At 63.4% G+C, this 26386-nt stretch carries 24 protein-coding genes, 1 tRNA gene and 3 pseudogenes; 7 read left to right on the top strand and 21 right to left on the bottom strand.

The window, feature by feature from the left end:
• Nucleotides 1–12: 12 nt before the first annotated feature.
• Nucleotides 13–1116, top strand: a pseudogene (gene metK, locus BQ7477_RS00920) (methionine adenosyltransferase); the annotation flags it as partial.
• Nucleotides 1117–1443: 327 nt separating this feature from the next.
• On the opposite strand, the gene BQ7477_RS11950 reads toward metK, so the two are convergent.
• The 10 genes and pseudogenes from BQ7477_RS11950 to BQ7477_RS00870 all read right to left on the bottom strand — a co-directional run.
• Nucleotides 1444–1716, bottom strand: coding sequence for an IS3 family transposase (locus BQ7477_RS11950; RefSeq protein ID WP_234968603.1), 273 nt, complete (start codon nt 1714–1716; stop codon nt 1444–1446).
• Nucleotides 1685–1906: pseudogene (locus tag BQ7477_RS12900) on the bottom strand (IS3 family transposase); the annotation flags it as partial. The gene BQ7477_RS11950 and the pseudogene BQ7477_RS12900, both read right to left, overlap by 32 nt.
• Nucleotides 1907–2579: 673 nt before the next feature.
• Nucleotides 2580–2951, bottom strand: coding sequence for a type II toxin-antitoxin system VapC family toxin (locus BQ7477_RS00905; protein WP_073982465.1), 372 nt, complete (start codon nt 2949–2951; stop codon nt 2580–2582).
• Nucleotides 2948–3142: a type II toxin-antitoxin system VapB family antitoxin gene (locus tag BQ7477_RS00900; protein WP_073982464.1), complete on the bottom strand. Its 195-nt coding sequence runs from the start codon at nt 3140–3142 to the stop codon at nt 2948–2950. The genes BQ7477_RS00905 and BQ7477_RS00900 overlap by 4 nt, the downstream gene beginning before the upstream one ends.
• A gap of 193 nt (nt 3143–3335) precedes the next feature.
• A complete protein-coding gene (locus tag BQ7477_RS00895) occupies nt 3336–4811 on the bottom strand; it encodes a hypothetical protein (RefSeq protein WP_073982463.1) in 1476 nt (491 codons plus the stop codon).
• 226 nt (nt 4812–5037) lie between these two features.
• Nucleotides 5038–6051: an IS30 family transposase gene (locus tag BQ7477_RS00890; RefSeq protein ID WP_073982462.1), complete on the bottom strand. Its 1014-nt coding sequence runs from the start codon at nt 6049–6051 to the stop codon at nt 5038–5040.
• 239 nt (nt 6052–6290) lie between these two features.
• Nucleotides 6291–7151: a Dam family site-specific DNA-(adenine-N6)-methyltransferase gene (locus BQ7477_RS00885; protein ID WP_200783439.1), complete on the bottom strand. Its 861-nt coding sequence runs from the start codon at nt 7149–7151 to the stop codon at nt 6291–6293.
• Nucleotides 7120–7935 (bottom strand): type II restriction endonuclease, encoded by an 816-nt coding sequence (locus tag BQ7477_RS00880; protein ID WP_200783438.1) that lies wholly within the window; start codon nt 7933–7935, stop codon nt 7120–7122. Before BQ7477_RS00880 ends, BQ7477_RS00885 begins: the two co-directional genes overlap by 32 nt.
• Nucleotides 7936–8071: 136 nt before the next feature.
• On the bottom strand, nt 8072–9154 hold the full coding sequence (gene ychF / locus BQ7477_RS00875; RefSeq protein ID WP_073982459.1) for a redox-regulated ATPase YchF: 1083 nt from the start codon (nt 9152–9154) through the stop codon (nt 8072–8074).
• A 73-nt stretch (nt 9155–9227) separates the two neighbouring features.
• Nucleotides 9228–10130: pseudogene (locus BQ7477_RS00870) on the bottom strand (4-hydroxy-3-methylbut-2-enyl diphosphate reductase); the annotation flags it as partial.
• A gap of 160 nt (nt 10131–10290) precedes the next feature.
• Between BQ7477_RS00870 and xseA the strand changes: the two are divergent.
• Genes xseA through BQ7477_RS00855 form a run of 3 tightly spaced genes read left to right on the top strand, consistent with a single transcriptional unit; the run spans nt 10291 to nt 12864 of the window.
• Nucleotides 10291–11598, top strand: coding sequence for an exodeoxyribonuclease VII large subunit (gene xseA / locus BQ7477_RS00865; RefSeq protein WP_073982488.1), 1308 nt, complete (start codon nt 10291–10293; stop codon nt 11596–11598).
• Between the two features lie 57 nt (nt 11599–11655).
• Nucleotides 11656–11886, top strand: a complete 231-nt coding sequence (locus tag BQ7477_RS00860) for an exodeoxyribonuclease VII small subunit (protein WP_073982458.1) — start codon at nt 11656–11658, stop codon at nt 11884–11886.
• 42 nt (nt 11887–11928) lie between these two features.
• Nucleotides 11929–12864 carry a carbohydrate kinase family protein gene (locus BQ7477_RS00855; RefSeq protein ID WP_073982457.1) on the top strand — a complete coding sequence of 312 codons (936 nt, stop codon included), beginning with the start codon at nt 11929–11931 and terminating at the stop codon, nt 12862–12864.
• A gap of 81 nt (nt 12865–12945) precedes the next feature.
• On the opposite strand, the gene BQ7477_RS00850 is transcribed toward BQ7477_RS00855, so the two are convergent.
• The gene (locus BQ7477_RS00850; RefSeq protein ID WP_073982456.1) at nt 12946–13707 is read right to left on the bottom strand and encodes an isoprenyl transferase; all 762 of its coding nucleotides are present in this window, start codon (nt 13705–13707) and stop codon (nt 12946–12948) included.
• A gap of 173 nt (nt 13708–13880) precedes the next feature.
• Between BQ7477_RS00850 and trhA the strand changes: the two genes are divergently transcribed.
• Together trhA and greA are read left to right on the top strand one after the other, a co-directional pair.
• Nucleotides 13881–14564 (top strand): PAQR family membrane homeostasis protein TrhA, encoded by a 684-nt coding sequence (gene trhA, locus BQ7477_RS00845; RefSeq protein WP_073982455.1) that lies wholly within the window; start codon nt 13881–13883, stop codon nt 14562–14564.
• 110 nt (nt 14565–14674) lie between these two features.
• Nucleotides 14675–15154: a transcription elongation factor GreA gene (greA, locus tag BQ7477_RS00840; protein WP_073982454.1), complete on the top strand. Its 480-nt coding sequence runs from the start codon at nt 14675–14677 to the stop codon at nt 15152–15154.
• A 69-nt stretch (nt 15155–15223) separates the two neighbouring features.
• On the opposite strand, the gene BQ7477_RS00835 is transcribed toward greA, so the two are convergent.
• Nucleotides 15224–16678 (bottom strand): AI-2E family transporter, encoded by a 1455-nt coding sequence (locus BQ7477_RS00835; RefSeq protein WP_390883799.1) that lies wholly within the window; start codon nt 16676–16678, stop codon nt 15224–15226.
• A gap of 150 nt (nt 16679–16828) precedes the next feature.
• On the opposite strand from BQ7477_RS00835, the gene msrA reads away from it, so the two are divergent.
• Nucleotides 16829–17455, top strand: coding sequence for a peptide-methionine (S)-S-oxide reductase MsrA (gene msrA / locus BQ7477_RS00830; RefSeq protein ID WP_073982453.1), 627 nt, complete (start codon nt 16829–16831; stop codon nt 17453–17455).
• A gap of 64 nt (nt 17456–17519) precedes the next feature.
• Here the strand turns inward: msrA and BQ7477_RS00825 are convergent, their stop codons facing one another.
• The 9 genes from BQ7477_RS00825 to mfd all read right to left on the bottom strand — a co-directional run.
• Nucleotides 17520–17918 (bottom strand): FKBP-type peptidyl-prolyl cis-trans isomerase, encoded by a 399-nt coding sequence (locus BQ7477_RS00825; protein ID WP_073982452.1) that lies wholly within the window; start codon nt 17916–17918, stop codon nt 17520–17522.
• 33 nt (nt 17919–17951) lie between these two features.
• Nucleotides 17952–18929: a Bax inhibitor-1/YccA family protein gene (locus tag BQ7477_RS00820; protein ID WP_073982451.1), complete on the bottom strand. Its 978-nt coding sequence runs from the start codon at nt 18927–18929 to the stop codon at nt 17952–17954.
• A 153-nt stretch (nt 18930–19082) separates the two neighbouring features.
• Nucleotides 19083–19156, bottom strand: a tRNA-Leu gene (locus tag BQ7477_RS00815).
• Between the two features lie 38 nt (nt 19157–19194).
• Nucleotides 19195–20172, bottom strand: coding sequence for a Ppx/GppA phosphatase family protein (locus BQ7477_RS00810; RefSeq protein ID WP_073982450.1), 978 nt, complete (start codon nt 20170–20172; stop codon nt 19195–19197).
• 61 nt (nt 20173–20233) lie between these two features.
• Nucleotides 20234–20743 (bottom strand): DUF501 domain-containing protein, encoded by a 510-nt coding sequence (locus BQ7477_RS00805; protein WP_073982449.1) that lies wholly within the window; start codon nt 20741–20743, stop codon nt 20234–20236.
• On the bottom strand, nt 20740–21474 hold the full coding sequence (locus BQ7477_RS00800; protein WP_073982448.1) for an FtsB family cell division protein: 735 nt from the start codon (nt 21472–21474) through the stop codon (nt 20740–20742). Before BQ7477_RS00800 ends, BQ7477_RS00805 begins: the two co-directional genes overlap by 4 nt.
• A 109-nt stretch (nt 21475–21583) precedes the next feature.
• On the bottom strand, nt 21584–22864 hold the full coding sequence (eno, locus tag BQ7477_RS00795) for a phosphopyruvate hydratase (protein WP_200783437.1): 1281 nt from the start codon (nt 22862–22864) through the stop codon (nt 21584–21586).
• Between the two features lie 179 nt (nt 22865–23043).
• Nucleotides 23044–23652, bottom strand: coding sequence for a hypothetical protein (locus tag BQ7477_RS00790; protein WP_073982446.1), 609 nt, complete (start codon nt 23650–23652; stop codon nt 23044–23046).
• 60 nt (nt 23653–23712) lie between these two features.
• Nucleotides 23713–26386 (bottom strand): transcription-repair coupling factor (gene mfd, locus BQ7477_RS00785; protein ID WP_073982445.1); only part of this gene is annotated, 2674 nt, incomplete at its 5' end.

Genomic DNA, 26386 nt, shown 5'->3' with positions numbered 1-26386 from the left:
GCGAGTGTGCTTATGTGTTCGATTTGTACTGTCGAGTCTGTGTGTGCTCGTCATCCGGACAAGTTGGCCGATCAGATCGCCGACCAGTTCCTCGACGACATCCTCTACGACGACAAGGCCGCACGGGTGGCGGTGGAGGTGATGGCAGCCGGTCGGCGGATCATCGTCACCTGCGAAATCACCACCAACCACCGCCCGCGTATCCGGGAGTCTGTGCGCCCCGCCCTCGCGCGTGCCGGATACAGTCCGCTCGGGATCCTGATCTACGTGTGGACGCGCCGCCAATCGAGCGACATCAACGCCGGGGTCACCACCTCGCTGGAGGCACGCGGTGGTGATAGTTCGGCGTTCGCGTTGCAGGGGGCTGGCGATCAGGGCACGGTCTACGGTTACGCCACCGCCGAGACCCCTGAACGCCTCCCGCTCCCGCTCGTCCTGGCACATCGCACCTGCGAGCGTCTCGATACTGCCCAGGTCGAGGGGACGATCTGCGGGATCAACCCGGACGGCAAGGCCCAGGTGAGTGTGCGTTATGACGACACCGGTACCCCCGCCGCCGTCGAGACCGTCGGGTCTCGGTGCAGCATGAGGCGGGCAAGGATCTGGCCGTGTTGGAGCGTGAGGTGCGCTCGCTGATTGTGGCCCCGGCCTGCCAGGACCTACCTACCCATAGACGAGCACACCGAAATTCTTGTGAATCCGTCGGGTCAGTTCGTTGAGGGCGGGCCGCGAGCCGATACCGGGCTGACGGGCCGGAAGCTCATGGTCGACACCTACGGCGGGCTCGGGTCTCATGGTGGGGGGCACGTTCTCCGGCAAGGACCCATCCAAGGTCGACCGGTCAGCGGCCTACATGGCTCGCCTGACCGCTCGTACGATCGTTGACGCCGGGCTGGCCGCTGAGTGCGAGGTGGGCATCTCGTATGCGATTGGGAAGGCTGATCCGGTCGCGTTCGAGGTGGACACGCTCGGCACCGGCGAGTACGCCGACCACATCTTGACCGCCGCCGCACGTGACGTGTTCGTGCTGCGGCCGGCGAGGATCATCGACGTCCTCAACCTGCGACACCCCGTTACCGGGATCTCGCGGTCTACGGGCACGCGAACCCGATAGGTGGCGGCCTAGACCCTTTGATGCGCACGCGAACCCGATAGGTGGTGGTCTAGGCGGGCTGCCCACCACGCCACCAATAGGGTTTTGCTGCGTATTGAAGGGTTAACACTGCCAAGTCCTGGGTTTTGTGGAGGCTTGTTGAGGCCGCTTCCTTTCGTGTCGTTGTGTGTTGGTTTTCTTCTTGTTGTGGTGTGATGCCGCCCAGGGCGAGGTGGGGCGGCGGGTGTTGTACCAGTGGACCCAGGCGGCGGTTTCGCGTTCGACCTCTCCGATCGCGCCAGGGGCCGGTGAACTGCGCCCCGAAACTTGGACGCATTTAATAGTAGCCGTTATGCGGCTTGTTGGAGGGCCTGATCTCGGTATTCTGCCGGGGTCAGGCCCTTGAGCTTTACTTGGCGTCTTGTTGTGTTCCAGTAGGTGATGTAGGCGTTGAGGTCGGCTTTGAAGCTCTCGAAGGTTTGCCAGTCCTGGCCGCGGAAGAAATTCGTCCTTGAGGTGCCCGAAGACCTGCTCGGTGGCGGCCATGTCGAGCGCGGTGATGACCAGGTCGGTGCTTTGCTGCTCGCCCATGGCGTATCCCAGGACTCGGCGCGAGTGCGCATCACGCACGGCACACAGGTAGACCCAGCCTTGGGCGCACCACAGGTAGGTCAAATCCGTGATCCACACCCGATCCAGGGCACCTTGATCCCACTGGCGCACGCAGTGATCCTCATGGGCCACAGGACCCCGCCCGCCGCGCCTGGACGGGCGCGGGTGCGTGTTCAGGCCTAACAGGCCCTGGCGGCGCATCGATGCGGCGAACCCGCACACCCACATCCACGCCCGAGCGCGCCAGAGCATGGCGGATGCGAGGAACCCCATACGTGCCGCCCGAGACCTCGTGCTCCCAGGCCACCGCCTCATCCAAACGCCGACGCGCCGATGCACGCCGACCCCGCTGGGCGGCTCAGCTCTTCCACGCGTCATAGCCCGCGCGCACCCCCTAGAACGTTGGCCATCAAGGTGATCGAGTAGGAAGCCTTGGGCGCATCCATCAGCTCAAAGCGCTGGTGTTGTGGTGCCCAGACGCGAAGAAGGCGCTGGCTTTTCCCAAGAACTCCCTCTCCTTCTCCAGCTCGCGCACCCGCCGGCTGGGTGCCGTGTTCTCGGCTTCCAGCTCGCGTGGATCAGGACGACCCTCACGCACGGCTTGACGCCGCTCGCGTAAAAGTCGTCCCACTCGGATGCGCCGTGGCCCGGCGCGTACAGCCAATAGCGCACGGTCTGCACGCCGTCATCCCCGAGAGCAGATGCCTGCATTGTTGCCTCCTTGCCAAGCGCGGCCATAAGTACCGGCTATCCGCCGTCACGGTGACACACTATCATCGAGTGATGGGCGGCACGCCCTTCCGTGACCTCGCCGAACAAAGAGCCGGGCCGCGCCCCCGCGCGACCCGGTCACGGCCTCGTCAGTGCGCACTCCTCAGTCAAGCTCCGCCAACACACCCACGTCACGTGCGGCCTGACGTAGGCGCTTATCGCGCGTCCACAGCGACACGCCGGGGCTCACGACGACGCTCGCCAGGAGCGCCGCGTCGACAGCACTGAGTCCCCTGCCCCATAGGTGCCGCTCCTCGACGAAGTGCCGCACGCCGTGGTCGTCGACGTTGCGAACGATCATGAGGCGCTCGAGCGCTTTCAGGAAGACCGGCCGGTCCTTAAGATTCCCCAACGCGAGCTCGGTGATGACGCTCTGGTGCACGCACACCAGGTCGCGCTCGAGCAGATCGACCAGCACCGGCTCAGTTTTCCGCAGGTGATCGATCCAGATGTTCGTGTCAACGAGGACTCTCATGCGCGCTGCCGACTCCGAGGCGCAGCTTCCGCCGCCTGATCGCTGCCGCCGAGCGCAGCGAGCTGCCGCCCGGTCTCAATACGAACGAGAAGTTCGACCGCGTCCCTGATCAACGCGGATCGTTCCCTGATCCCGGTGAGTTCCTCGGCGCGCGCAAGCAGCTCATCATCGAGTGTCACAGTGGTTCTCATGGCTACCTCCACATTCAGAATAGCACCGCAAGCAGCATCATTTGATTCAACTAATGATGCACCCCTCTACTCGAGCACCGGCCACAGCTAAGCCGGGCCACGCCCTCGCGCGACCCGGCCACGGCCTCGGACACGAACGGGGGTGGGAACCCTCTCAGATTCCCGCCCCCGGTACGTCGGCGTGCGCGGCGCATCAGTCGGCGTTCTTCATGAAGTTCCAGACGATAACGACGATGACTTCTTCCCCTCTTAGAGAGATGATGTCACGTATCTCATCTCGAGACATGTCGCTATCGTAGTAGCCTAGGAACTCACCGGCCCCATCGATGGCCTGATCGAGCGCGCCATCCGCTACCTTCAGCATTGATAGGTTGCCGGAGGTGCGGGCAGCGGACACATGCCACCCAGTGGAGTCCCTCACCGTGAAAATTCCCAGGCGCTCCGGATTAACCAAGCCTTCAGTAAAGCGCACGGTCTGGCTCTTCCTGCTCGAGCTTCGCGACCCACGGTCGGACTTTGGAACCGTGTACGTCACCGTGTCACCATTGAACGAGACCGAGAAGTCGCCCGCCGTGATCGACGTCGTCCCAACGCTGACAATAGCGCCGCCACTGACCTTCGTGGAACTCAGACCCCAGTCAATCTGAACATTATTCATGAACTCGTTCATACCCACACCCCGTACCGCGAACAGCGGGGATGAATCGGCATCTGCGTATACCGCGGCGATGCGACGCTCGGGCAGATCCAGGAAACGGTAGAAGTCCTTGTCGGACATGCTGGCCCCGTTACACAGCGCATCCACCATGCCAGAGACAGCCTCCTCCGGAGAGGACGCCCCCTCAACGTCGGTGAAGTCGGCATCATAGCGAGGCGCGGCCCTACGATCACTACCCAACGTCTGCTCAACCATCGTCATCGACGGAGACACATACCACCGGCCCCCCTCGTTGACAGCCACGAGGCGCAACCCACGATCTCTGAAATCGGCGAGCATATCGGCATAAAAGTCGTCATGCATGAATGTTTCCCTCATGCTCTCGAAGAGCTCCTGCTCAGACGCGCTCAGGTTCGTCCCCTTCGCTTCCACGAAGTGCTCACGAACCACATCCACTATCCCCGGCCTGACAGACATCGTACCCCGCCAGTTTCTCAGCGTGATGATAGCCACCGAGTCGGACTTCTGATCGACCACAGAATCGATAGAGGTAATACCGTCATCGATCTCGTTAATATAGTCCTCGAGCGCCTCCGGACTCGTCATCTTCAACCTGTTAAACTGGCCGTCACCCTCGTCAACCTGCTGCGCGGCCGTCAAAATCGAGACTTCTGAGGGAGGCAGGGCGTTCGCCAGTGACATCAGCGAGTTCGTTTCAACAGCGGTCTCAATACTCGCAGCCAAGTCATCGGGGTTCGCGTAGCCGCCCGACGGAAAGAGGACGCGAGTAATTGCATACGCTCCACCGCCAACGACGACCAGTGCCGCGACAACAATCATTGCTAGCACGCCGATCGGTCTGCGGCCCTTCCTGACAGGCGCAACAGGCTGGACGAGCAGCGGAGGCATACCTCCCTGACATTGATTCACAGGCGGAGGCGGGGGCATCTGAAGGGGGAACTGGCCATGCCCACCCGGCTGGCCACCCTGCCAATAAGACTGATCAGCCATGATGAGTCCTTTCACAAATGTTAAGTAGTTGCCGACTATACAACACATTGTTCGTCGGCACCGGTGAATGGCAGGATGATTGAATTGCGTGCGAAATTACTCCGAGGACACCCCGCACCGCGCTGACAGAACCATTGATACGCACGCGGGTCCGATAACTGGCACGCGGATCCGATTATCTGCGCGTGAGCAGCGCTGCACAGGCGCATGTCTAGGGATGGCGGTGTCAATGGGTGGTAGCAATGAGTTCGTTGAATGCTTCTGTTGGGGTGCGGTAGCCGAGGGTGGCTCTGGGGCAGTTGTTCAGTTCGTAGGCGATGGCGTCGAGGTAGGGTTGGTGGCTGGTGATGGGGGTTCCTTTGGGCAGGTAGCGGCGGATGAGTCGGTTGGTGTTTTCGTTGGTTCCTCTCTCCCAGGGGCTGTGGGGGTGAGCGAAGAACACGTCCACGCCGGTGTCGTGGGTGAGGCGCTGGTGGCGGGCCATTTCCCGGCCTTGGTCCCAGGTCAGTGTGCGCATCGCCCCTTCGGGCAGGCCCTGGATGCGGCGGGTGAGCGCGTCACAGACCTGGTCGGCTTTCCGACCCAGGGGCAGGGCGACGATGATCAGGTAGCGGGTCGTGCGCTCAACCAGGGTCGCGCACGCGCTGGCCCCGTCTTGGCCGATAATCAGGTCACCTTCCCAGTTACCCGGGATTTTCCGATCAGAAATGTCAGGGCGCTCGTCAATCAGCCGCATCCCAACGATGGGGGGTTTGCGCCCGCTTGCTGGGGGTTTCTTGCGCATCCACCGGCGCGAGGGCAAGCAAATGCCGTGCTCGATGAGCGTCTTCTTGGGGTGGGCGTAGATCCACGTGTAGATCGCCTCGTGGCTGATCGTGTGACCCTGGGCGTCGGGAGAAGTATCCATGGAGGGCAGTGTGCCACACGCCTCCTCACGCAAGCGCCCGCTGATCTGGCGGGGAGTGTGCCCCTGGGACAAATCAGCAATCACACGGCGGCGAAGGACCTCGTCACAATCCAACAGGCGCTTCTTCGGGCGACGCCTGGCCGCGCGGGCCGCCTTGTCGGCCTCCTCGGCCCGATACTGCCCGTCAGGGCCCGTATGGCGGGCGATCTCACGGCACACCACCGAGGGGCTACGCCCAATCAAGTGAGCGATACGCGTCTGGGACAAGCCCACATTCACCCCCGCCATGATCGCCGCGCGATCCCAGGCACCAAGCATCCGACGACACCCCATGATCAGCCTCCAAACAGCATCACCACTACAGGAAATTGCTTACACCCTATGACACCGCCGATTGACGCGCGTATCAAGGAGTTGACGCGCACGTTCAAGGGTTCACGTGCGGGCGCGCCGAAGCGGATGAGGGACACCAGCTCCGCGATATTACTTGTTTACGATGGGGTTGAGTCCTTCGGTGACGTGAGCACGCTAGCGTCACCGACACCATCGCCCCCCGCACACTATCAGCCAGGTCATCCCGCTGACGACGGAACGAATTCCCGCGGATCCAAATCAGAACTAAACACGAGCGCCTCGGTGATTCCGCGACGGTTGCTCTCGCGAGCCCCCACGTGATAGAAGTGCTCGCGGGTGATCCTAGGGAAATCGCCCCAGAAACTATCGATATAGTCGTTCATGCGATAGTCATTGTGCGACCACGTACTGAGAATAAAGGAAGCCGACGTCATACGGAGCCCATCTGCCAAGGCGCGCTCATCGTCTTCGCTCCACGAGTTAAAATAATCCGCATGCCGGGCGATATAGGGCGGGTCACAGTAAATAAGATCGCCGCTGCGGGCCTCATCAAGAATCCGACGAAAGTTCGACACACGAAAATCGAAATGCCCGGACCGAACCACCTGCGAAACAGCGTCGACTTGATTCACGATTTTCGTAACGTACGCCTGTGAAAACCTGGCTGGCTTCTTACAGAAAGGAACATTGAAATGGCCGGATCGATTAAAACGCATCACACCATTGAAACAAGCTCGCGTTAGAAACAGGAAGTCAAGCGGATTAGCATCGGCATTAAACCGAGCACGCACCTCGTAGTAGTAGGCTCCATCACTACGCTGAAGCCTATCACCCTCGACCGACAAGAATTCGCGGACTATCCCTCCGGTGATGTCGCCAGACTTGATCGCGTCATAAAAGCGAACGAGATGAGGATTAGTATCGCTCATCAGGGCCGGCCCGTCTGCAAGATTGAAACCAACGACACCGGTCCCCATAAACGGCTCGATCCAACGCCCCGACTGAGAGGAAGGAACGAGTGTCGAGATGAAAGGAATGAGTTTCGTCTTAATACCCTGCGACTTGATGGGAGGAACCACTATCCTCTGTGACACGAATCCTCTTCCCTCCCTGACGCTTGACAATCTTACTCACGTCTCCGCCACGATAGTTGACGAAAGCCTCGATTCCGGTGATCTTCCTGGTGCCGCCGTCCGCGGTCGGGACAGTGATCTTGCCGTAGTTCATCCAGTAGTCATCGAACCACTGTTCCCCTAGCTCACTAAAGACGCCACGTCCAGCGAGGAGGTCTTCAATATGACGGATGCTACCAATATTGGCAGTGTTACCGGAACCTGATCGGTCGCTCGCAATCTTCCATTTTTCGGCGACAAAGAACTGCATGTTGGAAATGACGGATGTAATGGATTCCAGGTCTTCAATCGCATATTGTCGAGTCTCATCGAGATCACCTTTAGCTGCCCGATCATACACAATGCCCAGACAGAAGTGACCGTCATACTCACTGTACGGAAACTGGATGTTCTTTCGGGAAGTCCGGTCAATGAAGTACTGACCGTGAGACCCCAGTGTGAAACCGTTGCAGTTCTCCGGATTGTTGGGCAGTCTGTACGTTGTTTTGAGGTCAACCGCGAACTTCCTTGACTCATCATCACGCGCGATGAACGTCATGTCTGGATAGTAGTTCTGGTGATCAGCAAGAACTAACGAATAGCCCTTATCATCCGCGAACTTTAGCAGCAGCGGAAACAGGTGTATCTCCAGAATCTTGGACACGATCTTCGTATCACCGGAGATCGTGTAGACATTCTTGAAGACATCAATGAACCCCTTAATGGTCCATTCCCCGTCGGACGTACTCACGCCTTCTCGGAAGGTGGATACAAAGTCCTTCAAATCCCTCTCGAAATCCGCTCGTCGCGTACCCACTGGCACCCCTCACACGTATTGAGCCGATGGACAATTTGACGGTCCCGGCCCCTGCCTCGTTCAGAAATGATTAAACATTAAACCTGAACTCCACGACGTCACCGTCGTGCATCACGTAATCCTTGCCTTCCATGCGGACCTTGCCGGCGGCCTTCGCGGCGGCCATGGAGCCGGCCTCGACCAGGTCGTCGTAAGAGACGACCTCGGCCTTAATGAAGCCCTTCTCGAAGTCCGTGTGGATGACCCCGGCGGCCTTGGGGGCGGTGTCGCCCTTGTGGATCGTCCATGCGCGCGCCTCCTTCTCACCGGCGGTCAGGTAGGTCTGCAGGCCCAGGGTGTCGAAGCCGACGCGGGCCAGCTTGTCCAGGCCGGACTCATCCTGGCCCGACTCGGCGAGCATCTCGCGGGCGTCCTCGTCGTCCAGTTCGACCAGCTCGGCCTCGAACTGGGCGTCCAGGAAGATGGCCTCAGCAGGCGCGACGAGGGAGCGCAGTTCGTCCTTCATCTCCTCGTTGTCCATCTCCGCGGCGTCCATGTTGAACACGAAAATGAAGGGCTTCGACGTCATGAGCTGGAAGGAACGCAGCGCATCCTGATCCAGCTTCGCGCCCTCGGGGCCGGACAGCAGCTCGCCGCGTTCCAGCAGCTCCAACGCCGCTCGCGCGGTCTCGAGGACGATCGGCTCGGTCTTCTTGCCGCGCACCTCCTTCTCGAGGCGCGGAATCTGCTTCTCGATCGTCTGCATGTCGGCGAGGATCAGCTCGGTTTTAATGGTCTCGATGTCGGAGGCCGGGTCCACCTTGCCGTCGACGTGCACGACGTCGGGGTCCGAGAAGGCGCGCGTGACCTGGCAGATCGCATCGGCCTCGCGAATGTTGGCGAGGAACTGATTGCCCAGGCCCTCGCCCTCGGACGCGCCGCGCACGATGCCGGCGATGTCCACGAAGGACACGGTGGCGGGAATGATGCGCTGGGAGCCGAAGATTTCCGCGAGCTTGTTCAGGCGCGGGTCGGGCAGGGGCACGACGCCGACGTTGGGTTCGATTGTCGCGAAGGGATAGTTCGCGGCGAGCACGGTCGCGCGGGTCAGGGCGTTGAACAGGGTGGACTTGCCGACGTTGGGCAGTCCAGCGATACCGATAGTAAGAGACACGCCCCCATCCTATCCGAGCAGACCCGGCGACGCGGACCCCACGCGCCACGTCACGCCGACGCGCGGGGCGCNATTCGATGACGTCACGCACGAGGATCTCGGGCACGGACGCCCCCGAAGTGAGTCCGACGGTGCGGGCGCCCTCGAACCAGGACTCGTCGAGTTCTGCGGCCTTGTCCACGCGGTGCGCGCTGCCCGCCCCGGCCTCGAGCGCCACCTCAACGAGGCGCACCGAATTGGAAGAGTTCGCGGAACCGACAACGATCATGACGTCCACCTGTCCGGCGATGCTTTTCACGGCGCCCTGACGGTTCTGGGTGGCGTAGCAGATGTCATCCGAGGGCGGGTCAATGAGCTGCGGGAAGCGCTGACGCAGACGGTCCACGGTCTCACGAGTCTCATCGACGGACAGGGTGGTCTGGGAGATCCACACGACACGCGAGGGGTCGCGCACGACGACTCCCTCGACCTCGTCGGGGCTGCCCACGACCTGGATGTGGTCGGGAGCCTCACCGAAGGTTCCCTCGACCTCCTCGTGGCCCTGATGCCCCACGAGAATAATGTCGTAGTCCTCCTTCGCGAATCGCACGGCCTCGCGGTGCACCTTGGTCACGAGCGGGCACGTCGCGTCGATCGTGGCGAGCTGGCGGGTTGCTGCGGCCTCATGAACCGCAGGTGAGACGCCGTGCGCGGAAAAGACGACGCGAGCCCCTTCGGGGACCTCGTCGGTGTCCTGCACGAAGATTGCGCCGCGTTTGGTCAGCGATTCGACGACGAACTTGTTATGGACGATTTCCTTGCGCACGTAGACGGGCGCGCCGTAGAGATCCAGGGCTTTTTCGACGACGTCGACGGCGCGGTCCACACCGGCGCAGTATCCGCGGGGGGCTGCCAGGAGGATGCGCCCACTGCCGCCACTGTGTGCTTCGGGCAGGGGAGATTCGGCGCTGGCTCGCAGGTCGACGTTTTCGTTCATGCATCAACCCTATCGTCCGGGACGCTCGGGCGTGCGCGGGGGCGTGGGAATCACACGGGACGCATTTCATGGACGAGGCCTGCGCGTGGCCTCGCTGCCAGCTCCCCACGCGCTCGGAGACGAGACCACACATGCGGGCGGCCTGTGGCATCCTGTGTGGGTGACCTCGCCCTCTGCTTTCTCTTCTTCCACCGATGCCCCCTCCGGGGGCACACCAGCGCGCCCGCAGGCCGCGAAGGCCGCCGACACGACGCGTGACAACCCCTGGCCGCTGCGCAGGCTGACGGAGAACATCAAGCGCTACGTGGACAAAATGAGTCCCCTGTGGGTGGAAGGTCAGGTCGTCGAATACAAGGTGCGTCCCGGCGCGACAATGCACTTTTTGACGCTACGTGACCTTCAGACGGACACGTCGATGACGGTGACGGCGTGGGCTTCCGTCATGGACGGTTCCGCCCTCAGCGAGAGCGCGCACGTCGTCACACGCGTCAAGCCGGTGTTCTGGGAGCGATCGGGCCGCCTGAACCTACAGGCCGCGGAGATTCACCTGCAGGGCGTGGGCGACCTGCTGGCCCAGATCGAAGCGCTACGCGCCCGCCTGGCAGCCGAAGGCCTGTTTGCAGATTCCCGAAAGAAGCCCCTGCCGTTCCTGCCGCGCACGATCGGCCTGATCTGCGGTCGGGGCGCGAAAGCGAAAGACGACGTGGTTGTCAATGCCTCAGAGCGCTGGCCGACCGCCCGCTTTGAGATCCGTGAGGTCGCGGTCCAAGGAGACCACTGCGTGCCCGAGGTGGGCCGCGCACTCCTCGAACTCGACGCGTTGCGGGGCGTGGACGTTATCGTCATCGCGCGCGGCGGCGGCGCTGTCGAAGACCTCCTGCCTTTCTCGGATGAGCGCCTCGTGCGCGCCGTCGCAGCTGCACGCACGCCCGTTGTCTCCGCGATCGGCCACGAAGGGGATTCTCCGCTGTTGGACCTCGTCGCGGACTACCGGGCATCGACCCCCACGGACGCGGCGCGACGCATCGTCCCTGATCGCGCCCGCGAGCGCGAAGGACTCACCCAGGCCCGTACCCGCATGCACGGGGCTGTGGCCGGGCGCCTCATGGCGGAACGTTCACACCTGACTCTCATCACGTCGCGCCCGGTACTGCAGGACCCTGGTGCCATTGTTGACGGGCATCGCGCCGCCCTCGAACGGCATGTCACTGGGTTGCGTGCGGCGGTTGAGCGGCGCCTGTCCTCCGAACGCCAGATCCTGACCCGTGCGCGTGCGACGCTCACGGCCCTGTCGCCGCAGGCAACACTGGACCGCGGCTACGCCTTGCTGAAGACTCCCTCGGGGACGCTCATCACCTCTTCGACGCAGATCAAGAAGGGTGACCTGATCGAGGGCGTCCTTGCCTCGGGACGTATGGTTGCCCAGGTCGTGGGCGCTACCAGCCCCGCCCCGCCGACCGACTCGTGACCCGGGACCTCTGCCCCACTATCGCCCCATTCGAGAACCAACGTAAGGAAGTACACAATGACTGTGAATGATCAGCTGCCCGACCCTCAGTCCCTGGGATACGAGGAAGCGCGCGACGAACTCGTGCGCATCGTCCAGTCCCTTGAGGGAGGTCAGGCCCCATTGGAGGCCACTCTGACACTCTGGGAACGCGGGGAGGCACTGGCGGAGCGCTGCTCACAGATCCTCGATGGAGCACAGTCTCGTCTCACAGGGCGTACCCAGACGCAGTCACCGGACGAGCGCTAGGGTGATGTCAGTCCCACTGGCTTGGATCGGCAAGGAGTAATCATGACGCAGATGTCCCACCCCCACGTGCTTGCTATTGGCGAGGCACTCATCGACGTTGTGATCACACACGACCAGCCGGACTCCCCCATTGAAATCCCCGGTGGTTCTCCCGCGAACGTCGCACTGACGCTCGGGCGCCTGGGTCGCCCGGTCGAACTGGCGACGTGGATCGGTCGGGACGAACGTGGTCGCCTTATTGATTTTCATCTCTCGGACTCAGGCGTGCACATCACGGATGCATCACGCGGCGCTACGCACACGTCGACCGCGTTGGCTCGCCTGGACGAGCACGGTGCTGCCTCCTACATCTTCGACTTGGAGTGGGCGCCCACCGGCCCCATCGATGTCCCTGACACCGCGCAGATCATCGAGGCGGGTTCCATCTCGGCGATCATCGAACCGGGCGCGTCGGCGGTGCTTGACGCGCTGACTCGCGGGCGTGAACACGCGCTCGTGTGCTTCGACCCTAACGCCCGTCCCTCGATCATGGGCGATCCTGAGGCGACTCTGGTCTCAATCGAACGCTTCATCGCTTTGTCCGACGTCGTCAAAGTTTCGGACGAGGACATCGAGTGGCTGACGGGCGGCGCCCCCGTCGACGATGTCGTGGAGCGTTGGCTGCGCCTGGGGCCCTCGCTCATTGTGGTTACCTGCGGCAAGCACGGTTCCCTCGTCGCCACTTCATCGGGCGTGCGCTTCACGAAGACGCCCGGCGATGTTGCCGTCGTCGACACGGTCGGCGCGGGTGACTCCTTCATGGGTGGCATGATCGACGCCTTGTGGGGCATGGGACTGCGGGGCGCTGGCGCTCGCGAAGCGCTGCGTGCCCTGCCGGAGGAGCAGGTCCGCGCCGTCATCGATCGTGCGAGCGCCGTGTCCGATGTGACTGTCTCACGCAAGGGCGCGAACCCGCCCTGGGCGCATGAGCTCGCCTGAGCTGGCTTAGTCAGATGCGCGAACGAGGCCGGGTCCAGCGAAGGGGCGACGGCTTCGTTCAGTGTTGGATACCGGGGGTGACTACTTGCCCATGCGGCGCTCGCGCTGGGCGTAGGAGCGTAGGGCACGCAGGAAGTCCACGCGACGGAAGTCGGGCCAGTAGACCTCGCAGAAATAGTACTCGGAGTGCACGGACTGCCACAGCATGAACCCGGAGAGGCGCTGCTCCCCCGAGGTGCGGATGACGAGGTCGGGGTCGGGTTGGTCCTTCGTGTACACGTGGGCGGTAATATCCGCGTCGGTAAAGGAGTCAGCCAGCTCGTCGAGGGTCTTTCCCTGGGCTGACGCTTCGCGCATCATGGCGCGGACGGCCTCGGTGATCTCGTGCCGTCCGCCGTAGCCGACCGCGATATTCACGGTCATGCCCTCCACGCCCGCCGTGCGCGCGACAGAGGAACGCAGGTCATCGGCTACCTTCTCGGGTAGCAGCGACAGGTCGCCGACGATCGCCAGTTTCCAGCGCCTCTGGTCGGCCAGGAGCGACACGGCCTCGCAGATGATACGCAGGAGTTCACCCAGTTCGTCTGCGTCTCGCGAGAGATTGTCGGTTGACAACAACCACAGGGTGACGATTGAAACACCCGCGTCATCTGACCACTGGAGGAATTCTGAAATCTTGCCTGCGCCCGCCCGATGCCCCTGTGAGGCGGTAGCCCCCAGCGACTTCGCCCAACGACGGTTCCCGTCCAAGATGACGCCGATGTGCTTGGGCACTGCCGCGTTGGACAGTTCAGCTTTGAGGCGACGCTCATACATGTCGTAAAGCATGTTCCACTGGCCCATGTCGTCCCTCCTCGGTGCTCGGCCCGATAACGCAGCGTACTCTTATGAGGTTAAGAGTATCGCGCTGTTGGTCACAGGGAAACAGAAATGCTCTCGCAGTACGAGAACATGCCGCTCCAATAAACCTACGGCGTAGTAACCTACGGTGGCGTAAGAAGAATGGAGGGGAACACATGCCGATTGCATCGCTTAAACCCCGGGAATGGGTCTCGGGGCAACTCGTCAGCATCAAGCCCAAACTACGAGGGTGGCTGCACCTAGCAGCGACCCCCCTCTCCCTGGCCGCATCCATCGTCCTCGTATGCCTGGCCCCAACAACCGCAACCAAACTCGGCTCAGCCGTCTACCTGGCCTGCTCACTCATCCTCTTCGGCGTCTCCGCCACATACCATCGTTTCTACTGGGCCCCCCGCTGGGAGACCATGTGGAAACGCCTGGATCACTCCAACATCTTCCTCCTCATTGCCGGCACCTACACGCCTCTGACCATCGCACTCCTGAGCCGCACCGACGCCACAATCCTCCTGTCCGTCGTCTGGGGAGGCGCCCTCGTCGGCATCCTCCTCAACCTCTTCTGGCCCACCGCGCCACGCTGGCTCACCACCCTCGTCTACGTCGCCCTGGGCTGGGTCGCCGTCTGGTACCTACCCCAACTGTGGGTCGGAGGAGGACCCGCCATCGTCTGGCTCATCGTCGCCGGCGGTATCCTCTACACACTCGGAGCCGTCGTCTACGGCATGAAGAAACCGGACCCCTCCCCCACTTGGTTCGGCTTCCACGAAATCTTCCACGCCTTCACCGTCGCCGCATGGGCCTGCCACTGCGTCGCCGTCTACCTGGCGGTCCTGGGAGGCTGACGCGCCACCGGCGCGATCACAGCGCCCCCAATCTTGCTACACTCGACACCATGCGCGCCGACACCACAGTGTCGGCGCTCAATGTACTGACACACGTCAACGGAGGAACCATGGCCGACACTCAGTGGCTCACGCAGGCCCAGTACGACCTGCTCGCAAACGAACTGAAGGAACGCGTCGAGGTCAAGCGCGTAGAAATCGCCCGACTCATCGACGCCGCCCGCCAGGAAGGCGACCTGCGCGAGAACGGCGGCTACCACGCCGCACGCAACGAACAGTCCATGAACGAGACCCGCATCCAAGCCCTCCAGGAGATGCTCGAACACGCCGAGGTCGGTGAGACACCCGCCGACGACGGCATCGTCGAACCCGGCATGGTCGTCACCGCCCGCGTCGCCGGACGCGAACAAACCTTCCTACTCGGCTCGCGCGACGCAGGCGGCGACCTGGGTATCCAAGTGTTCTCCGCACAGGCACCCCTCGGTGCCGCCGTCATCGGTCACAAAGCCGGCGACACCCTCTCCTTCGAGGCACCCACCGGCCGCATGATCGACGTCGAAATCATCGACGCCAAGCCCTTCAAAGGCTGAGCGACACACACGCGGGCGGGTCCCACCACAACAGGTGGGACCCGCCCGCACTTCGTCGACAGCGCCCGCTCACACCTCCTCCGCGTGAGTAGTCGCACCCTCCTTCATCTGCTTCCCCTCACCCGGGACACCCACTCCCGAGGGGGCAACCGCCTCAGCCACGGTAAGACCCTCGCCCGTCGCCTCAGAGGAAGCCTCGGCCTCGTCCCCCATCGTGGCCGCGCGCACCGAAGACGTGCGAGTATCCGGCTTACCCACGTAGGTCGCGGCGATCTGCTCCTCCAACACTCCCGGAGGGCCACCCGGACGATCCTGATCAGTGGCCAGCTCCGGCATCGGATCGTAACCGTGCAGATACATGACTGTGGCGTTAATGAACGCCGCGATCGGCACAGAGAAAACAGCGCCGGCGATACCCGCAATCGCGGATCCGGCAGTGATTACCAGCATGACAGCCACCGGGTGCAACGACACCGCATTGGACATCATGAAAGGCTGCAAAATGTTGGACTCGACCTGCTGAACCACCAAAATGATGAGCAACATGATGAGCGCCTTCGTCAGGCCACCGTTGACCGCCGCAACCAAAACGGCGATGACACCCGACGTCATAGCGCCCAGAATCGGCACAAACGCCGCGAAGAACGTAATGACGCCAATCGGGATAGCCAAAGGCACTCCGAGGAAGAACGCGCCCAACGCGATACCCACAGCGTCGATTGCTGCGACCTGGATCTGCGTGCGCACGTAAGACCCGAAGGTTGACCACCCGCGAATCGCGCTCTCGTGGACGGGAACGCGAGCGGGGGCCGGAAGCAGGCGCACACACCACAGCCAGATAGATCGGCCCTCCTTCAAGAAGAAGAAAAGACAGAACAGCATCGTCAAGCCGGAGGTCGCCAGCGTCCCCACCGAGGAGGTGATGTTCAGGGCACCGGTCGCCAGCGTTTCCTTGTTCGTGTTCAGCCACGTCACCAGCTCGCTGCGCAGCTGCTCGGCGGCCTGACTCAGGACGGTCGTGTCAAGCTTGAGGGGACCGTTCTTCAGGTACTCGTTGTGCGTGATCGCATCGAGCAGGGCGCGGAAACCGTCGGCAGCCTGAGTGGCCAGCTGCGGGACTTGCTGAATGAGCTCGGCGGCCGCCTGGCTGAGCGCACCAGCGACGACAGCGAAGAAGACGAGCAGGCCGACGGTGGCCGCCAGGGAGGAGGGGAAGCGCAGTGTGCGGCGCATCCACGACACGAGGGGTTCAAGGAGCACCGTGATCGTAAGCGCGATCGCAACAGGCATGATGACGATGGTGAGCTTGGAAGCCCCCCAGAGGAGGACCGCAACCAGCCCGACAACGACCAGCGTACGCCACGAGAAGGCGGCGGCGACGCGCAAGGTGCGCGGCACCATCGCGGCGGCGTCGCTCTCATCCGTGTTATCTTCTCGCACCGACAAAAGAACGGGCGCGGGGGCGGGTCCCCCCTCACCCGGGTTAGTATCCCTTACGGGCAGAACGGCGCTGAGTCGTCCCATCAGGTCGGATAGCTTCCAGCGGGTTTTTTGGGATGCGTCGGCCACGGGTCCTCCTTTTCTCACGCCATAAGAGTACCCGTGAACGCGGTGTTTTCCGTCCTTCACGCGCTTAGCGCGCGCAGGTGGAGCGGCAGTGATGAAATGAGGTTCATGACATCATTGTTTTCGGTTGCGCCATCGGACGTTCGTTCCTCGATGCGCGCGTCGGAAGGGTCTTCACGCATGGACGAGGCCGGGGTCGGCCAGGAGGTTATCTTCCTGGCGGGTGGATGCTTCTGGGGCGTCGAAAAAGCCATGTGGAACGCTCCCGGCGTCGTCTCGACGACCGTTGGGTACATGGGTGGACACACCCCCGATCCGACGTATGAGCAGGTCTGCGCGCACGCGAGCGGCCACGCCGAAACCGTGCGGGTCCTCTTCGACACCGCACGGACGAATGCGGTCGACCTGATTCGCTTATTTTTTGAAGTCCATGACCCCACTCAGGTAGGCGGCCAAGGCAACGACATCGGCGACCAGTACCGCTCCGTCATCTGGACGACGACGCCTGCCCAGTTCGAGGACGCGCTTGCGCTGCGAGACGCTTACCAGAAGGTGCTGACCGACCGCGGTTTCGGGCCTATCCAGACGCGGATAGCGCCCGCTCCCGCCCCCAACTCTGACGCCCGTTTCTGGTTAGCAGAGGAGTACCACCAGCGGTACCTGTTCAAGAATCCGGGCGGCTACGAGTGTCACGCGCGCACGGGCATTGCTTGCCCTACGCTGCGCGATAAGTAGACGACCAAGACGCGCGGGGCGGGCCAACACACACGTGCTGGCCCGCCCCGTTTGTCAACTGCGATCAGTTCACGCCCAGGATGTCCGTGACGAACACGAGGGTTGCGCCGCCTGGGATACCGGCCTGGGGGACGCCACGCGCGCCGTAGCCCAGCTCGGGTGGGATGGACAGGAGCACGCGGTCGCCCACGCGCTTACCCACGAGGCCCTCATCCCAACCGGGGATGACCATGCCGACGCCAATCTGGAAGGACAGGGCGCCGCCACGGTCGAAGGAGTTATCGAAGTCGGTCGCCGAGCCGAAGACCGCGCCGTAGTAGTGGCAGGTGATCGTGTCGCCGGCCTCGACCTCCTGGCCGTCGCCAGCGCGCAGGACCTCGACGACGAGCTCGTCAGAGGGGGTGCCGTCGAAGGAGAGGGCGGGTTTGCGGCCAAAGTCGCCGACAACAGAAATGTTTTCCACGGTGTCTTTCCTTAGGGTCGGTGGAGCGGCACGTCAGTCGCGGCGCATGAAGTACGACAGGATCTTGAGGATCTCGAGGTAGATCCAGATGACGTCGGTCATGATCGCGAAAGTGCACAGCCACGCGTACTTCACAGGAACGTTGCTCGCGACACCCACCTTGACCGCATCGAAGTCGCGCACGAGGCACAGGACGCCGATGAAGACGGCGAGCAGGCCAATGATGACGCCCAGCGGGATACCGAAGACAGGGGTGTCGTTCACGGCCCGCATGTCAACCATGCCGGTGACTGACAGCACAAAGGTGACGAGGTAGTAGAAGAAGAAGGCAACGGAACCGATCCCCGCGACGCGGGTCAGCGTCGACGAGTTACGCACGAAACCTATCTTGAAGGCAGCCAAGGTCGTGCCGATGACGACGAGCGTCGCGACAACCGCGCTGATCACGATACCCGGGAAGAAGGACTCAAAGGTACAGGAGATCACGCCGAGGCTGAAGCCTTCAATAAGGGAGTAGGTGACGATTGCTCCCGGGCGAATCTTCTTTGAGAACTGGATGAAGAGCGCCAGGCCCAGCGTCACGGCGCACGAGGCGAAGAACAGCACCAACGCGACACCCATCGCAACGATGCCCGTCATCCACCCGACCGTCGCACCCACAAGAAGCAGGCCGAAGCACATGATGGACTTGACCACGACATCATCGAAGGTCATTGTGCCACGGTCCACCGCGTCGGCGGCCGGGGCGTTCATCATCGCCTCATAGGAGGCCATCTGATCCCCGTAGGCGCCCTGCTGGCCATACGCCTGGCCCTGCTGGGGCATACCGTAGGCGCCCTGCTCGCCATACGCCTGGCCCTGCTGGGTCGCGTAGGGATTCGACTGACCCCCGTAGGGGTTGGGTGCCTGCTGAGACGCAGGCTGATAGCCGGGCATCGCGGGGTATCCGGCGGGTGTCGTCTGCTGGGTCGACCAGTCTTTAACGATCGAATTCATCACCGGGTTGGCCATAATTCCTCCTTGGTCAGTGATGCGTTGCCTCTAGTGTCGCACGAGGTACCCCTTCAAGGGAAACGTACCGTTATGCGCGCAACGAAATTAAGGATCCACCCGGGAAACACTCGGGCGATCCCGGCCACGGCCTCGAACGCGCCGCGCGGACAGTACCCCCGGTGGGACTCGAACCCACAACACACCGATTTTAAGTCGGTTGCCTCTGCCAATTGGGCCACGGGGGCGAGGCGCAAGTCCAGCCTACGGGAGGCCGGCGCCCGCTTCAAGCCCGGTCGACCATCGCCATCGCGATGCCGTCGAGGATGTCATGCTCGGACGTGAGGACCTCCTCGATGGGGTGCCCGGCGCGCCGCGCACGATCGAGGACGCGCGTCACGATGCGGCTCCAGATGAGCGCCCCGGCGGCGATGACGTCCTCGCGCCCCTCGGGCATGAACCCCAGGGAAGCCTTGACGGGGATCGGCTGGTCAACCATGAAGCGCACGGCCTCCTCGATCTGAGCGGCGCTCAGGCGCGCCCCGTGGATGCGTTCAGGCTGATAGGAACTGAGGCCCAGGGCCTTGGCGGTCAGCGTCGTCACCGTGCCGGCGACGCCCACGAGGGAGCGCACCCGCGCCAGATCCACCGCCTTCTCCGCGCCGTCCAACTGCTCGTCAATCCACGCGATCGCTCGCCCCTGCTCCGCCTGCGGAACGCCCTGCGCGGGGTCCAGGTGTGAGAAAAACTTCTCCGTCACGCGCACCGCACCCATGTCAATCGAGATCGCCTGCTTGACGACCGTCGAACCCAGCACCAGCTCGGTCGAACCGCCGCCGATGTCCACGACCAGCAGTGGGGAGCGCACGGACTCTCCCAGGCCACCGACCGCTCCAGTAAAGGACAGGGACGCCTCCTGCGTGCCGACGACGACCTCGGGTTCGACGCCGATCACGGCCTTAATCTGACGAATAAACTCCGCACTGTTAGACGCATCGCGCGTCGCCGAAGTTGCGACAAAGCGCGTGCGCGTCGCGCCGAGCTTGTCGATCATCCGCTGATATTCAACGGTGGCTTCCACGGTCCGCGCGATCGCGCCCCGGTCCAGGTAGCCGCGTGCATCCACGCCCTGGCCCAGGCGCACGATGCGCATCTGGCGCGTCAGATCGGCGAGGCGGGGCCTGCCGTCCTCGCCGACACTTACGTCGGCGACAAGCAGTCGGATCGAATTGGTTCCACAGTCAATAGCAGCTACGCGGGTCATCGCTTCGTTTCTGGTGAGTAAAATCCCGGACGAGGTCGGGGCGGGCACGGGCGGGAGAGGCTCAGCACGAGCAGCGGGCGGTCGAAAACAGGCCGCGCTCCGCAAGCATCGCAAGCGCGCGATCTCCAATGGGATTCACGCCCGGACCCGCAGCCAGGGAGTGGCCGACGAGGGCGTGCAGGCACTTGACACGCAATGGCATGCCGCCCGCGCTCACCCCCGCGATCTCGGGCACATCACCAAGGGCCAGGCGCGCATCGATGTAGGCCTGGTGAGCGCGCACGTAGGCGGCGCGCAGCTCCTCGTCCGCGGCGAGCTGCGCGTTCATGGTATCCATGACGTGTTCGGCCTCCAGCGTGGAGGCGCCCTTCACCGCCGCTGGATGCGTCAGGTAGAAAGTAGTGGGAAAAGGAGTCCCATCGGGCAGGCGCGGCGCAGTGACGACGACCGTGGGGCGCCCACACACGCAGCGCGCGGCAATACCAACCACGCCTCGGGGCACGCGCCCCAGCTGGTCGCGCAGGACAACGAGGTCCTCTTCGGTGGCGTCTGTGGTCTTAACGAGGCTCATTCTCCGCTTTCTTGGCCGGTGCTACTGTCCTGGTCCGACTGGCTGGTCTCAGCCGACGGGATAGGCGTCGCATGGGGCGGCTGATCCGCCTTACCCACTAGGATAGCGAGCTGCTGCACCCAGGGCCGCGCGGGTCCACTCGGCGTCGCGGCGGCCGCCATGGCGGAGTCCTGATATTGCGGCCCCGGATCAACGACCGTGTATTGGGTCTCACCCGGGCGCACATACCCCAGGCGTTCACGGGCCTGAGTCGAGATATAGTCCGGGTCGTTCCACAGGTCCAGTTGACGCTGCATATCCGCGTTCTTGCGCTGCTGCTCAGCCACCTGCGCTTTGATCTGGGCGAGTTCACGCTCTTGCTGCCACCACTGGTAAACGTTGGGCACCAACATGACCGCGAGGATCGCCGCGACCGTCAAGACCACGACCAGACGTGTCGAGATGTCCAGGCCTCCGATCGACAGCGCCGTGCCGTTCTCTCGTCTCTTGTTCGCCGCTTCGCGGACCCGCGCGTGGCCGTGGCCCGTCGCCGAAGAAGCGGTGGCCTTCACACGATCCGCGGAACGCGATGTGTGCACTCCCCGCACCGTGGCCTCGTCCTTCTTCGCAGCTTTCGCCGCTCGGCGCTGACGAGACTTCTCCGCGTTAATTTCGCGCGTCGTACGCGCCCCCTCCGCACCGGAGGAACGACGACGAGGAGTTGGGCGGGAGGAAGGACGACGACTAGCCATTCTTCTATCGTGCCCTATGAGCGCGCAGTTGGCGCGGCTCCACGCCGACATAACACTCCGCGCGGACCCTGACGGGTCCGCGCGGAGCTATGCGGCTAGTTGCCTAGGCTCACTTGTTGAAGCGAGGGAAAGACGAACGACCGGCGTAGACGGCGGCCTCACCCAGCTGCTCTTCGATGCGCAGCAGCTGGTTGTACTTGGCGACGCGCTCGGAGCGAGCGGGGGCACCGGTCTTGATCTGGCCGGAGTTCGTGGCGACAGCCAGGTCAGCGATCGTGGTGTCCTCGGTCTCGCCGGAGCGGTGCGAGGTCATCGTACGGTAGCCATTGCGGTGTGCTTCCTCAACAGCGTCGAGCGTCTCAGTCAGCGAACCGATCTGGTTCACCTTGACGAGCAGCGCGTTCGCGGCACCCAGCTCAATACCCTTCTTCAGGCGAGCGGGGTTGGTGACGAACAGGTCGTCGCCGACCAGCTGCACGCGGCCACCGATCTCAGCGGTCAGGGCCTTCCAGGCATCCCACTCGTCCTCATCCAGCGGATCCTCAATGGAAACCAGCGGGTAGTTCGAGATGAGCTTCTCGTAGTACTCCACCATGTAGTCGGTCGAGCGGCCTTCGCCCTCGAACTGGTAGAGGCCATCCTTGAAGAACTCAGAGGAGGCGACGTCGAGAGCCAGGGCGACGTCCTCGCCGGGCTTGAAGCCGGCCTTCTCGATCGCGGAGACGATCAGGTCAAGAGCCTCAGCGTTGGAGTCCAGGTTGGGAGCGAAACCGCCCTCGTCGCCCAGACCCGTAGAAAGGCCACGGTCCTTCACGACACCCTTAAGGGTGTGGTAGACCTCGGCGCCCCAGCGCAGCGCCTCGCGGAAGGAGGGAGCGCCGAGGGGGGCGATCATGAACTCCTGAATGTCAACGTTGGAGTCCGCGTGGGAGCCACCGTTGAGGATGTTCATCATGGGGACGGGCAGGACGTGCGCGTTGGGGCCGCCCAGGTACTTGTACAGGGGCAGGTCCGCGTACTTCGCGGCGGCCTTTGCCACGGCGAGAGAGACGCCGAGGATAGCGTTCGCGCCGAGCTTTCCCTTGTTGGGGGTGCCGTCCAGGTCGATCATGGCCTGGTCGATGTAGCGCTGATCGTCAGCTTCTTCGCCGATCAGTTCGGGGGCGATCTGCTCGACGACGGCGTCAACGGCATCCTGGACGCCCTTGCCAAGGTAGCGGCCCTTGTCGCCATCGCGACGCTCGACGGCCTCGAACGCGCCGGTGGACGCGCCTGAGGGAACGGACGCGCGCGCAGCGGTGCCGTCCTCGAGGACGACCTCGACCTCAACGGTCGGGTTACCGCGCGAGTCGAGGATCTCGCGTGCACCAATGCCTTCAATAACTGCCACGTCATTCTCCAATCGATGTTGTTGCGTGGAAGCGGTCAGTACAACGGTAATACGGACCGCCTTGTGTGGTCACCCCCGATGAGGCGACGTCTTATGGTTCGGAGCGGAACGCTCCTGTGTGTGACGCCAGACAAGCGACATTAGTCCCCACCCACTGTGAGCGAATGCTCACATGTGCGTCACTGCGTGTTGGTTCCCGTCGCGCCTCCCAGCATAGAGGCCGCGTCGGGCTGCTTCTGAGCGGCGACCGCATCACCAAACAGAGGCGTCTGAGGTTCCTCCATCCCACCGACGGAAGGCTGCGGGAAGCGCGGGTTGATAGTGACGGAGGACGCTTCCTGGTATTGGGCCACAACAGCGTCCACCGGACCCTCCAGCGTCGGATCCTGTTGAAGCTTCATGTTGATCAGCTGCGTGAGCACGGTGTTTTCCAGAAGGACACGAGTGACACGCCCCATCTGGGCGGGCACAACGCCGCCACTACGCTGCACCACCTGCTGCACGAAGGTGTCAACCTGCGTGTCCGTCACGCTCACGCCCGCAGTTGAACCAGCAGCCACGAGCAGGTCATGATTCGCAAGGTCCTTGCGGATCGCGTAGCCAATATCCGTACTCTTCGACGCCTTCATGTCAAAGAGCTGCTGGGCAGCTTCCTCAACTTCCGCGTTCGAATACGTAACGCCCGACGAGGTGACCACGGCGGCACCGGGATGGGCGGAGCAGGCCCCCATTCCCAGTCCTGCAGCAACGATCAAGGCGGCGGCGGCCAGCTGGCGTGTGTAGCGCACAAGCGTTCCTTCCTCAGATGTGTTGCGACGCAATAAGACCAGTGTATTCCACCACAGGCACTACTCGCCAAAAGGGACAAGAATCTTGGTCACCAGTGTTTCCACCCACTCCAGGAGGGGGCCATCGGTCAACGGGGCGCCACCGATGCGCAAGGTGAGCGGCAGGGGCACAAGAACCTGGCGGACGGCCGCCTTAATGACGGTCCCCGGATGCAGGCGCTTCAGGCGCATGACCTGCGAATCGCGCAGTTCGACGGGCGAGACGCGCAAGTACTTGCCCTGGGTAGCGACCTCGGCGATCCCGGCGCGGCGCACTATCTCACGCAGGCGGGCAACCGCGAAGAGCAGGTCAACCTGAGGCGGAATCGGACCGTAGCGGTCGACCAGCTCATCGCGCACGTCCTTCTCCTGCTCGGGGGTGGTCGTGGCCGCAATCTTCGCGTATACCTCGAGGCGCAGGCGTTCGCCGCGCACGTACCCCTCTGGAATGTGAGCGTCTACCTGTAGGTCCATGCGCACGTCGGTCTTCTCGGTGGGCGTCTCGCCCCTGTAGGCGGCAACCGCGTCGGACACCATTCGCACATACAGGTCAAATCCGACGCCTTCGACATGGCCGGACTGTGCCCCTCCTAGGAGGTTGCCAGCGCCTCGGATCTCGAGGTCACGTTGGGCGACAGCCAGGCCCGCACCCAGCTCCGTGTTTGAGGCGATTGTCTTCAGGCGCTCGTGAGCGGTCTCGGTTAGGGCCTTGTCGCCCGGGTAGAAGAAGTACGCGTAGGCGCGTTCACGGCCTCGCCCGACGCGTCCGCGCAGCTGGTGGAGCTGGGAGAGACCGAAAGTGTCGGCGCGGTCGACGATCAGCGTGTTCGCGTTGGAAATGTCCAGGCCGGTTTCGACGATGGTCGTGCATACCAGGACATCGAACTCGTGGTTCCAGAAGTCCTGGATGACGGCTTCAAGCTGATGCTCGTTCATCTTGCCGTGGGCGATGCGCACGCGGGCCTCGGGAACCAGCTCGCTGATATGAGCCGCGACCGACGAGATCGAATCGACGCGGTTGTGCACGTAGAACACCTGGCCGTCGCGCAAGAGTTCGCGGCGGATCGCTGCGCTGACCTGGGCGTCCGTGTAGGCGCCGACGAAGGTGAGGACGGGCTGGCGTTCCTCGGGCGGGGTCTGGAGGATCGACATCTCGCGGATGCCGGAGATCGCCATTTCGAGGGTGCGCGGAATGGGGGTGGCCGACATCGACAAGACGTCGACGTCGGTGCGCAGCGCCTTCAGGGTTTCCTTGTGTTCGACGCCGAAGCGTTGTTCCTCGTCGATGATGACGAGGCCGAGCTTCTTGAAGGAGACGGTGCCGGTGAGTAGGGAATGCGTGCCGATGACCAGGTCGACCTCGCCTGAGGCCAACCCCGCCTTGACCTCCTCGGTCTCCTTCGTGGTCGAAAAGCGTGAAAGCGTACCGATACGCACGGGGAAACCGGCGTATCGTTCTGCGAAGGTCTCGGCATGCTGGGTGACCAGAAGCGTCGTGGGTACGAGGACAGCGACCTGGTAGCCGTCCTGGATGGCCTTGAAAGCGGCGCGCACAGCGATTTCGGTCTTGCCGTATCCGACGTCGCCGGTGAGCAGGCGGTCCATGGGAATGGGCTTTTCCATGTCGGCCTTGACTTCGTCGATGGTGACGAGTTGGTCGGGGGTCTCCACGTAGGGGAAGGCGTCCTCGAGTTCGCGCTGCCATGGCGTGTCTGGCCCGAAGGCGTGCCCCTTGGTTTGCTGGCGCACGGCGTACAGGCGGATAAGTTCCTTAGCGACCTCGTTCACGGCCTTCTTCGCGCGTGCCTTGGTTTTGGCCCAGTCGGCGCCGCCCATCTTCGTCAGGGAGGGTTCGTCGGACCCCGTGTACTTCGAGATCTGGTCGAGTGCGTCGGTGGGCACGAAGAGCCGGTCGGCGGGTTGGCCGCGTTTGGAGGGAGCGTATTCGATGACGAGGTAGTCGCGGGTGGAAACAGCCTCGCCGCGCCCGATGGTGCGTGAGACCAGTTCGACGAAGCGGCCAATGCCATGCTGGTCGTGGACCACGTAGTCCCCCGGGTGCAGGGTCAGCGGGTCGACGCCCTTGCGTCTGCGTGAGGGCATGCGCCGCATGTCGCGTGTCGTGGCGCCGACGCGCCCGGTGAGGTCGCCTTCGGTGAGGATCGCGAGTTTCAGGTGAGGCGCCACGAATCCGACGCCGGCCTGCGCGGTCGTGATGGTGACGAGGCCGGGGTTGGGGCGCGCTTCCACGCTGTCCGCGAGCGCGGTCGGGCACGAGGCGTCGGTGAGGATGGAGCGGATGCGCCTTCCGGGGCCGGGGCCTTCGGTGGTGACGACGATGCTCCAGCCGTCACGCGCCAGGTCGGTGAGGTCGGCGGCTGCGCGGGTGAAGTCCCCGCGGTAGGGGTGCACGTCGCGTGCTCCCACGCGCATGAGGGTGGGCGAGACGACGACGGGCGCTGGGTCGCCCTGACCCGCGGACCTAGCCCCGGCCTCGTCGATGGCGGAGGCGAGGTCGGCGGGCGGCAGGTCGGTGAGTTCCCACCAGGGGTGATTCCCGCTCCCCCACAGCTCGCTCAGGTCGAGGAACGAGGCCTTGGAGGCCTCGAGGGGAGTGTCGGCTCCCCCGGCGGCGGCGCTCCACGCGGCGGCGAGAAACTCCTCGGTGGTGGCGACCAGGTCGGCGGCGCGGGCG

Origin of the sequence: Actinomyces bouchesdurhonensis (assembly GCF_900128465.1) — a bacterium.
GTDB classification, from domain to species: Bacteria; Actinomycetota; Actinomycetes; order Actinomycetales; family Actinomycetaceae; genus Pauljensenia; species Pauljensenia bouchesdurhonensis.
Note: the sequence above shows the minus strand (reverse complement) of the source record. Positions and strands in the feature narration are given on the sequence as shown.